The following is a 10,117-nucleotide window of genomic DNA, read 5'->3' on the forward strand; positions in this document are numbered from 1 at the left end:
TAGAACTTGGTAAGCCCTATATGTTCCCTTCGGGGTAGGAATCCTGCAAAGAATGACGATGACATAGAGGGTAGAGGAAAGGAGTAGGAAGCGAATGATAATTTGTAATGAATTATATAGGGGTTCAAGATTTGCCCTAATCCGAAAGGATGCAGACTTACTCTATGGTATCAAAACGTAAGAATGAAGGTATGACCTATGAATGTAAGCTATTCAAATACATCAAAAGGTGAAGCAAAAACAGTGTTTAGTGGACATGCTGAACTTAACGATGAGAAACTTACAGACATCCAACACATGTTAATAGGCTACAAGTCAGGATTACGAAGGCAGTTATTGACCAAATAACTGTTGCCTGTAAAGGTTAAGAGATGCTTGAGCTGTATGAGGTGAAAGTCTCACGTACAGTTCTTAGGCGAGAAAGAGGGAGTAATCCCTCCGACTTAGCCGACAACTCAGTTTACCTGCCATCAAGAATATCATTGTATTCCTATACATTTCAGTCTTCAACCCGTATGATCTCTAAAAAGCGACTTTTATCTTGTTGTTCAATCCTTCGACAACCCCATTACTGATATTTTCCTTAATTAATTCCAGTATCCCATAAGAATTCATATTATCATCTTTGTAAGTTTAAAATTTTCCTTGATGTTACTGTATACCCCCAGTAATGTTATTTTTCAGGATATTATCCTTCCACTTCCATTTTTGATTTCCCACAAACATTGAAGGTCAAACTAACCTATAAACTTTAACTTTTTTAGTATCCAGCTCTTTGATTGATTTTATTATAGCAATAGCTCTATTCGACAGATTTTCAGGATTTTCAACCACATGAGAATCCTAATACATAGTTGAATAAGCTCTTTAACCTACATGCCAATTGAATTGAGAAGACAAATATTAAATAAACAGCTCAATGTTGATGAGATCCTTAAACATTAATTTTTATTATTTATTATTATCAAATTAAGTAACTTATGTATTCAATTTAGGTAACTACATATAACATTGCGTTGAAGTGCCCATGACTGTGTAATTTATTGGGATACGGGTTTGTTAATTTATACAGACGTGTAAATTAATCATTCGTACCCATTTAGATAACATAGATCAGAGCCATTGGTGCATATCTCTGGAAATTCTCTGAATAATCCGGAGATTAAAAGCTACTATGGAATGGCCAACACTGAATTAATGGTCAGGTGGAAACGTTAGCTCTCATTAATGGCATAGCGTAAGCTGTCTAAAAATGAGAGGCAGACAAAGGACACAAATATTTAAAACAGAGTCCATGGCCTTAAAATGCGTTTCATCCTCGACTGAAAAAATAGATCGAGAAGTGAGAATTTAATGAACCAATTAAAAAAAACCAACATGACCATACTTTTTGTTGGGATGTTGCTTGTAATGTTATTAATACCAGCAGCATCCGCATCTGACTGGGATCAATTCCAGAAAGACAAGTACAATAACGGATTGACATCAGACAAAGCTCCTATAACCTATCCGGTTGGAAACGGCATCTCATGGGAGAACTCGTATACACTCGGAGGTACAGGGTCAGGTTTTGATAACGCGCCTGTAGTAATAGGTGACATGGCTTACGTGGCCGGTGACGATAACAAATTACGGGCATTGTACAAGACCAACGGCACTGAAAAATGGGTAACCCCCACAAGCGGTGGCCGCATTCTCGGGAACATGGCCACAGGAAATGGCAGCATATTTGTTCCGACCAGCGACGGAAAGATATTCGCTATCGATATAAACACAGGTGATGTTCAATGGTCTAAAACTGAATCGGGCCAGATGAATACCCCTGTCGTCTATGAAGACCATAAGATATACTTCGGTAGCTGGGAAAGCAAGAAATATTATTGCTACCACGATAACGGAACAATGTGTTGGAACCGCACTTCTACCAGTGGTGACGGTTACTACTGGGCAGGTGCTGCGATAATAGGCGATTACCTGGTCTATGGAGATGATGCTGGTAACCTCACTTCCGTGTACAAAGCCAATGGTACCACTAAGGACACGCTGGACGTATCCGCAGAATTTGGTGTCACGGCAAATGAGATCAGGTCATCCATCAATTATGTTGAGGATCTGGATCGCATATACTTCACATCCAAAGGCAGCTATATATACGCTCTCGGTATGAATCCGGACGGAACCTTCAATACCGCTGACAAGGCTCATGCAAACATAGGCTACAGCACATCCACACCTGCTGTCTACAACGGCAAGGTGTATGTCGGTAGCTCCGGCTACTTGACCTGTCTTTACGCAAATGATCTTACGATAGACTGGCGATTTTCAGTAGATGGACAAATCCAGTCATCCCCTGTGATCAGTACGGCATACGATGACGGTGACGGCGAGATCTATATCTACTTCACCGATAACTGGGGAGGAATAGGCGTATACTGTCTCAACGAAACGGGAATTGAGCAGTGGTCCTGGGGAGAGTCTGGAAAAACGCAGTATACCCTGGCCGGTGTAGCAATCTCGGACGGCTGGATCTTCTTCGGCACCGATGACGATTATATGTTCGGATTTGCAACAGTTGAGTCACTGCGTAAACCCATAATGCTCAACCCCGGTGATTCCCTGCAGGAAGCAATCTATGGTGCAGAGAACGGTGACACCATCATGATGGCACCAGGTACCTATGTTACCTCCTTTGCAGCTGGTGATAGCGATCTGTACATAAACAAGAGCGGCCTGACCTTCATGGCTGACGGCGGTGAAGTGATCATTAGTCCTGATCCAGCTGATAGTTCCGCTCGCATAAGGGCTGGTAGAGAGGGTCCAACTGATAATACAGGTTGTGATGCTTCAGGAATAACTTTCAAGGGAATCACTTTTGGTGACTATTACAAATTGGCTGATGAACCTTCCATACTTAAGCCCAATGTATGTCTTAGCGATATGATGTTTGAAGATTGTACATTCATCAGCGATACAAATTATTGTCTGTATGATAACTCATCTGTACTCAATTGTGTTTTCGCCGCTGATGCTGGTATAGAGGTATATGGTAACAACACATTATTTGAGGGTAACACCGGTAATGAAGGCAGTGTATGGGGAGCCGTCGCCGATAATCAAGGTTTAATCATCAGGAATAACATAATCAGTTCGTTTGGAGTTTCCATTGATAGTGAAGCCTTAATAGAAGATAACGTATTTGTGGATAATACTAACCTTGTCTGCAGTAACACTGCGACTATTATACGCAACAATGAAATCACAAACAACAATAATCCGGTGAGTATGCTAAACGGGCAGGTTTACCAGAATACTTTTACTGGTATAAACGCCATGACTGGGTTCCAGCTACAGGCTGGTGGATCTTACTACCAGAACAACTTCATAGATTGCTCTAATGTTCAGATGTATTCCGCAACCTATAATGCCACCACTCCGGTAACCTACTCCTATGGCGGTGCAAGTTACACCGGCTATCTCGGTAACTACTACTCCGACTACGCAGGCAGTGATGCCGATGGCGATGGTATTGGCGATGATGCTGTAATTGACAGTTCTAATGGCGGTACCGATTCCTACCCACTCATGGGCCCATGGGATGCAGCAACCGACACGATCAAAGCAGCACCTGAAGCCCCTGCACTGGGATACACAGTGGTTGACAAATGTGTATATCTTAACTGGGATACACCTGCAAGTGATGAAGCAATAACTTCATTTAATGTTTACAGGGCTACCAGTTCAGGAGCAGAAACACTGTACGAAACAGTTTCTGCAGATACAACTGTATTCACAGATCATGACGTTACCAACGGTCAGACATACTACTATCAGGTATGTGCTGTCAGCAGCGTTGGTGAAGGAGATCTTTCAACAGAGATCACCGGTTCACCTGTTGCAGAGGTTGTCAGTGATAGCTGGGAACATTTCATGGGAGATCTGCAGCACACAGGATATTCTACTTCACCAGGACCTAAGACCAACAATGTTCTCTGGGAAACAGCAAATATCGATGCAGAAGATGGAGCATCAATAGCTATTGCTGATGATCTTGGGCTTATGTTCGTGATCAGTGATGGAAAGGATAGCCCATGGGCTAGCGTAGGATACAACAACCTCTCAGCTATCAGCCTTGAGGATGGTTCAGTGGCATGGGATGTCACTTTCGGAGATGGGGATCATGGTAATTACAATTCCATGGATTCATGGGCTACTCCTGCATACAACAATGGTGTTGTATTCACAGCCGGAGATGGTGCAAGATACGCTAACAACGGTACTCTCAAATGGGGACCATTGCCAATGGACACTAACGGTGGCCCACTTGTCGTTGAAGGAAAGGTTATTGTAGGTAACTGGGACGGAGAGCAGTACTTCTGCTTCGATGAGGAAACCGGAGCTGAGCTCTGGAACATCTCTGTGAATGGAAACGCACAGGGTACTCCTGCTTACAACAACGGTCATCTGTTCCTCACATCATACGATGAGGTAAATTGCGTTGACATGGATGGCAATGTTGTATGGACCAGGGCAATTGATCAAACCATCTGCGGTTCTGCAAGCGTACAATATGGTAATGTCTACATTACGATCTACGACATGGGCTATACTTCTGATCAGTACGTCTATGCACTGGACGAGTCCACCGGTAATGTCGTATGGCAGGCAACAATGTCTGATCAGATGATGACCGGTACAGACTGCACACCAGCAGTCGCTTACGGGTATGTATATGTCACTGCCGGTATGGATATGATCGACCAGAACACCTACTGCTTCGATGCTTTCACAGGTGAGACCGTCTGGGTATCCAGTGAAGCTGGTTCCTGGTTCACATCCCCGGTGGTTTCTGACGGTGTTGTATATGCAGGCGCAGAGTCATTTTTCACCGGTGCCGGCGGCATGGGATCCTTCACACGCACAGTAGCACTGGATGCATTTGACGGTAGTTTGATCTGGGAATCCGATGTCGGTGGTTCAACACCAGCACTCCATGATGGAATACTCTATACAGTAGGTTTCCAGAAAGTGTATGCTTTTGGACCAGGCCTATCCCTTGTCCCTGAAGATGCTTCCGTTATCGAAGGACAGGTAACCCAGATCCAGATCATGGCAAGCGAATTCCCAGAAGGTCTTTCCGGTTACAACCTGACCGTTGTGATCGATGATCCGACCGTTGCCGAGATCGTGGATATCGAGTACCCTGCATGGGCTACGATGGTTGAGAATTCTTCCATGCCGGGAACTTCCATTTACCTGAAGGCCCTTGACGGTGAAAGTAACGTAGAGGCAGGAGCCAAAGATGTTCTACTTGCAACTCTTACAGTCTCAGGAAAGGAGTTTGGTTCAACCGGTCTTAGCCTTACTGTTGAAGGACTGGACGATGATTCCGGTACTGCGATCGATGCACTGCCCTCAACAGGAACAATTGAGGTGACCATGACACCGCTTCCAGGCAAGACAGTTTCACCACAGGATCTTGACGGTGACGGGCTCTATGAAGACCTGAACGGAGACGATGCGTTCGGCTTCGTGGATGTCGAGGTTTTCTTCAGCAATAAAGAGTGGATCAATGCAAACCTGCCTGTGGAGTGCTACGACTTCAACGGTAACGGCAGGATCGACTTCGACGATATCGTGTACCTGTTTGAAATGGTCTGAAGAGAGGAAAGAACAAAAGAGAATTTGTAAAAAAGAAGGAAACTGAAAGAAGAAATTAGGGAATGAAGAACTGATCTTCAAATTTCCTTTAATTCTCTTCTTTCATCCTTCTTTTATTTTTTTTTATTTCCATCAGAGAACGGACCTGAAGGTAGACTAAAGCGTTATTTAAGGTTATATATTGAAAAATAGATATGGGAGAATTTCGATAAACCCCGGGAAAAGAAGTAAAAATTATAACTAATTACAATAATTTTGTACCATATACTCAAAATCTATATTTCATCATTCTATCATTTTTGTCATTGTATGTCAGGATCGTATGTTTTCTTTGCCTGGAATTCCTAAAGATTCTGTGTTTCAATGACCACAATAACTTGTTTAAATTAAAGTCTAGCAGCCCTTATTATCTTTTTTGATAATAAAATTAATTTTGCAACATAATAAAACTTATATAAAAACCTGTTGTTTTTATTTTTAGAAATGCAAAGGTTACCTAATTGAATTTATACAGATATATAAATAATCATTTATTATTATCAATTTTGCTAACTTACGTTATTCTTACGGATAACTTTATATGTAAAAATTTCATACTCGAAAATAAAAAAGAATGATTTTATTATAGAATCCTTTGAATGAAATCTAGTGGTTGGGTATGGTCGTTAAACGTAATTTCGCATTGGATCGGAATATATGATGTCCAGGAGGCAATTTTCAATGAATAAAGAGTTGGAATCAACAATAATCCCTATTGTTTTCTGGCACCAGTTCCACAAGGATGCGGCACATTCCAGCCTGTACCAGTCAACAATTCCGGAAGCTCATGAACTTTCGCGGACCAGCAATGACGGAAAAGCTGTCTTTGATGCTTCACCTGTTGTTGCCAAAGGAAAGGTCTTTGTTAATTGTGACCGGGAGTCCGGTTCCCCCAGGGCACCGGATGGCAATACAGGAAACGTCCCCCAAAGACACACCAACTCTGCACCCGGTACGGCTGAAGTGGTGACCATAAGCAAGGTCATCGACATGTACAATGCCCGGAGGTTCACCGGCCGATTTAATCACATTCACGGCGGCATCGCAGTACTGCCGCTCTGATATGTCTCTGCAAGCAAGAAGAGAGGTGAAAACAGGGAAGAACAAACTGAGGAAGAAGGTACTCTAATCTCTTCTTTTTCCTGATCCTTCCCTGTTTTCTTTATTTTCTGCAGAAAGCAAGACACCTACTGCAGCAATGTTGAATTGCTGCCGTAATCCTATATAAAAAATACGAGAGATACAATATGAAACTAAAAATATTCAAATATGGGATCATGATAAGCATGGTCCTGATGCTGATGCTCGTCTCTGCAGGTGCAGCCTCGGCAGAAACTGGAACGACTATAACAATCAGCTCGAGTGACTCCCTGCAGGACACTATCTACGCTGCAAATGACGGTGACATCATCATGATGGCACCAGGTTACTACAATATAACTCCTAATTCATTGAGTTACCAACATTTGCACATTAATAAAACCGACCTGACTCTCCAGGCTGACGGAGGGGAAGTAATCATTGGTCCTCAGGGGGAGTTTGGATCTGCAGGTATTTCTGCAACCCCAAGGATCGTCCTTGGCAAGGATGAATACGGCACGACTCATTCTGCTAATGGATTAACCTTAATGGGAATTACTGTTGCTAATATTTGTGCCTTAAATAATCAGTATACCAACACCATGAATATGCATTTTGAAGATTGTGCATTCATCGGCGATCCAGACCCAACGTACTGGGTGGATTCAGAAGTAAATGTCAAATTTTATCTATATGACGATGCATATGTGGGAAATTGTACTTTCTCCGAAACTGAGGTAAGATTGGACGGGAACAATGTAACATTTGAGAACAATGACGTTACAGGCCTTTATTTCGGTAATGGTTATAACAGCGGGCTATTAGGTATAATTGTGAGGAATAATTCATTCACTTCGCTTGATTCTAACTTTGCTGGTCATGAAATCTTATTTGAAAACAATGTTTTAGAGGCATCTACCGAGTTAGTTTGGGAAACGGACAGCGAGAACTTTAATATTCGTAACAATGTATTCGCAAACACCACCGGCAATCTATATCTGGGCGGGCAGCTTTACGAGAATACATTTAGTAGTTGCGACGTTGTTGAGCTAAATTATCCAGCCGGATCATGTAGTTTCTACCTGAACAACTTCATAGATACATCTCCTGTCCTGTATTCCGCAACCTATAATACACCCACTGAGGTAACCTACACCTATGGTGGTGCAAGTTATACCGGCTATCTCGGTAACTACTACTCCAGCTACGCAGGCAGTGATGCCAATGGTGATGGTGTTGGTGAGGATGCCTTTAGTCTCGATTCCTATCCACTCATGGGCGCATGGGATGCAGCAACTGACACGATCGAATATGTTCACAACCCAATAGTCCACATTGGCCCAGGCGACTCCCTGCAGGACACGATCTACGCTGCAGAGAACGGTGACACCATCATGATGGCACCGGGTACCTACTTGATTCCGGAGGTATTTATTGATTCGTACCTAGGTAATGATACCTTCCTGTTCATAAACAAGAGTGACCTGACCTTCATGGCTGACGGCGGTGAAGTGATCATTGCTCCAGCAACAAGTTATGTTTATGGTAACATTATTCCAGGTAGGGTAGATCTAAATGACACTTCGGGTTGTGATGCTTCAGGAATAACTTTCAAGGGTATCACTTTTGAACCAATGGGTCTCAAATGTGATAGGTCCGAGAACGACCTAAAATACTTCAAACCCAATCAAAGAATCAGCAATATAATGTTTGAAGGTTGTACGTTCGTTGGATCGAATAGCGATGATAGTGATATGATTGCTCTGTATAACGACTCATCTGTCCTGAATTGTACTTTCAACGGTCACCGTAGATTAGATGTGCGTGGTAACAACGTAAGAATTGAAAACAACGTTGGTAGTTCTCTGGATATCTATCGTGGATACTATAGACTTACAGGCGCCACCAGTGACACGTATTGCCAGAATGTAACTATCACAGATAATACAATAACTAATGCTGAGGATATTGCATGTAGTGGAGCTTGTCTGGTCGAAAATAATGTTATTGATGGAGTTGATGACGTCAAAATCTACAAATCTCCGTCCTCCATCATTCGGAACAATAAATTCCTGAATGCTACTGGCGATATATATTTTAAAGGCACAGCTTACCAGAATGAAGCCACTATAATTGATACAAATGAATATGTGCGTCTATGGGATGAATCAACTTGCTACCTGAATGACTTCACTTATGTTGGAGGCACTGGAAGGGTGCAGATATGTACTAACGTAACTGCCTACCTGAATAATTTCAATGGAGCCTACGCATATAAGCTCTATGAAGGAATAAATTGTAGTACCCCTACTCCGGTAACCTACACTTATGCGGGTTCAAGTCACACCGGCTATCTCGGTAACTATTACTCCGAGTACACAGGCAATGATACCAATGCCGATGGTGTAGGTGATGAGAATATTACAAGTAGTTATGGCGGTGTCGAGGAATACCCACTCATGGGCGCATGGGATGCAGCAACTGACACCATCGAAGTCACACCATATGTTCTCTCCTTTATCCCTGGAGATGCTTCAGTGATCGAGGACCAGACAACCCAGATCCAGATCATGGCAAGTGCATTCCCAGAAGGTCTTGCCGGTTACAACCTGAGCGTTGTGATCGATGATCCGGCCGTTGCTGAGATCGTGGATGTCGAGTACCCTGAATGGGCTTCGATCGTTGAGACCTCTTCTATGCCTGGAACTTCCATCTCCCTGAAGGCCCTTGACGGCAGCAGCCAGGTAGAGGCAGGAGCTGAGGGCGTTGTACTTGCAACTCTCACAGTCTCAGGAAAGGAGTTTGGTTCAACCGGTCTTACCCTTAGTGTTGATGGACTGGACGATGACTCCGGTACTGCGATCGATGCAACTCTCTCAACAGGAGCACTTGAAGTGACCATGACACCGCTTCCAGGCCAGACAGTTTCAGCACAGGATATTGGCGGTAACGGACTCTATGAAGACCTGAACGGAGACGGTCAGCTTGGCTTTGTGGATGTCGAGGTTTTCTTCAACAATAAAGAGTGGATCGATGCAAACATGCCTGTGGAATGCTCTGACTTCAACGGTAACGGCAGGATCGACTTTGACGATATTGTGGACCTGTTTGAACTGGTGGTCTGAAGAGAGGAAAGGACAAAAGAAAATTTGTAAAAAAGAAGGAAAGTGAAAGAAGGAAACTGAAATAAGGAAATGAAGAACTGATCTTCAAATTTCCTTTGATCCCTTCTTTCATCCTTCTTTTATATTTTATTTCCATCAGAGAACGGACCTGAAGGTAGAATAAAACGTTATTTAAGGTGATACATTGAAAAATAGATATGGAATTATCGTATCGG

Annotated in this window: 4 protein-coding genes and 1 pseudogene; 4 read left to right on the forward strand and 1 reads right to left on the reverse strand. The window is 42.9% G+C overall.

The window, feature by feature from the left end:
- The first annotated feature begins 198 nt into the window (after positions 1-198).
- Positions 199-348: a hypothetical protein gene (locus KDK67_RS12600; protein WP_250869153.1), complete on the forward strand. Its 150-nt coding sequence runs from the start codon at positions 199-201 to the stop codon at positions 346-348.
- Between the two features lie 63 nt (positions 349-411).
- Here the strand turns inward: KDK67_RS12600 and KDK67_RS12605 are convergent.
- Positions 412-831 (reverse strand): annotated as a pseudogene (locus KDK67_RS12605) (transposase); the annotation flags it as partial.
- A gap of 522 nt (positions 832-1,353) precedes the next feature.
- Here KDK67_RS12605 and KDK67_RS12610 point away from each other — a divergent pair.
- The 3 genes from KDK67_RS12610 to KDK67_RS12620 all read left to right on the forward strand — a co-directional run bounded on the left by KDK67_RS12610 (position 1,354) and on the right by KDK67_RS12620 (position 9,902).
- The gene (locus KDK67_RS12610) at positions 1,354-5,658 is read left to right on the forward strand and encodes an outer membrane protein assembly factor BamB family protein (protein ID WP_250869154.1); all 4,305 of its coding nucleotides are present in this window, start codon (positions 1,354-1,356) and stop codon (positions 5,656-5,658) included.
- A gap of 720 nt (positions 5,659-6,378) precedes the next feature.
- A complete protein-coding gene (locus KDK67_RS12615) occupies positions 6,379-6,759 on the forward strand; it encodes a hypothetical protein (protein ID WP_250869155.1) in 381 nt (126 codons plus the stop codon).
- Between the two features lie 185 nt (positions 6,760-6,944).
- Positions 6,945-9,902: a hypothetical protein gene (locus KDK67_RS12620; protein ID WP_250869157.1), complete on the forward strand. Its 2,958-nt coding sequence runs from the start codon at positions 6,945-6,947 to the stop codon at positions 9,900-9,902.
- Positions 9,903-10,117: the final 215 nt, after the last annotated feature.

The organism is Methanococcoides seepicolus, assembly GCF_023684405.1.
In the GTDB taxonomy this organism is placed as follows: domain Archaea; phylum Halobacteriota; class Methanosarcinia; order Methanosarcinales; family Methanosarcinaceae; genus Methanococcoides; species Methanococcoides seepicolus.

What these genes read in the sequence shown, in the direction of transcription:
- KDK67_RS12600 (WP_250869153.1), top strand. Translation starts at nt 199, where the DNA reads ATGAATGTAAGCTATTCAAATACATCAAAAGGTGAAGCAAAAACAGTG.
- KDK67_RS12610 (WP_250869154.1), top strand. Translation starts at nt 1,354, where the DNA reads ATGAACCAATTAAAAAAAACCAACATGACCATACTTTTTGTTGGGATG.
- KDK67_RS12615 (WP_250869155.1), top strand. Translation starts at nt 6,379, where the DNA reads ATGAATAAAGAGTTGGAATCAACAATAATCCCTATTGTTTTCTGGCAC.
- KDK67_RS12620 (WP_250869157.1), top strand. Translation starts at nt 6,945, where the DNA reads ATGAAACTAAAAATATTCAAATATGGGATCATGATAAGCATGGTCCTG.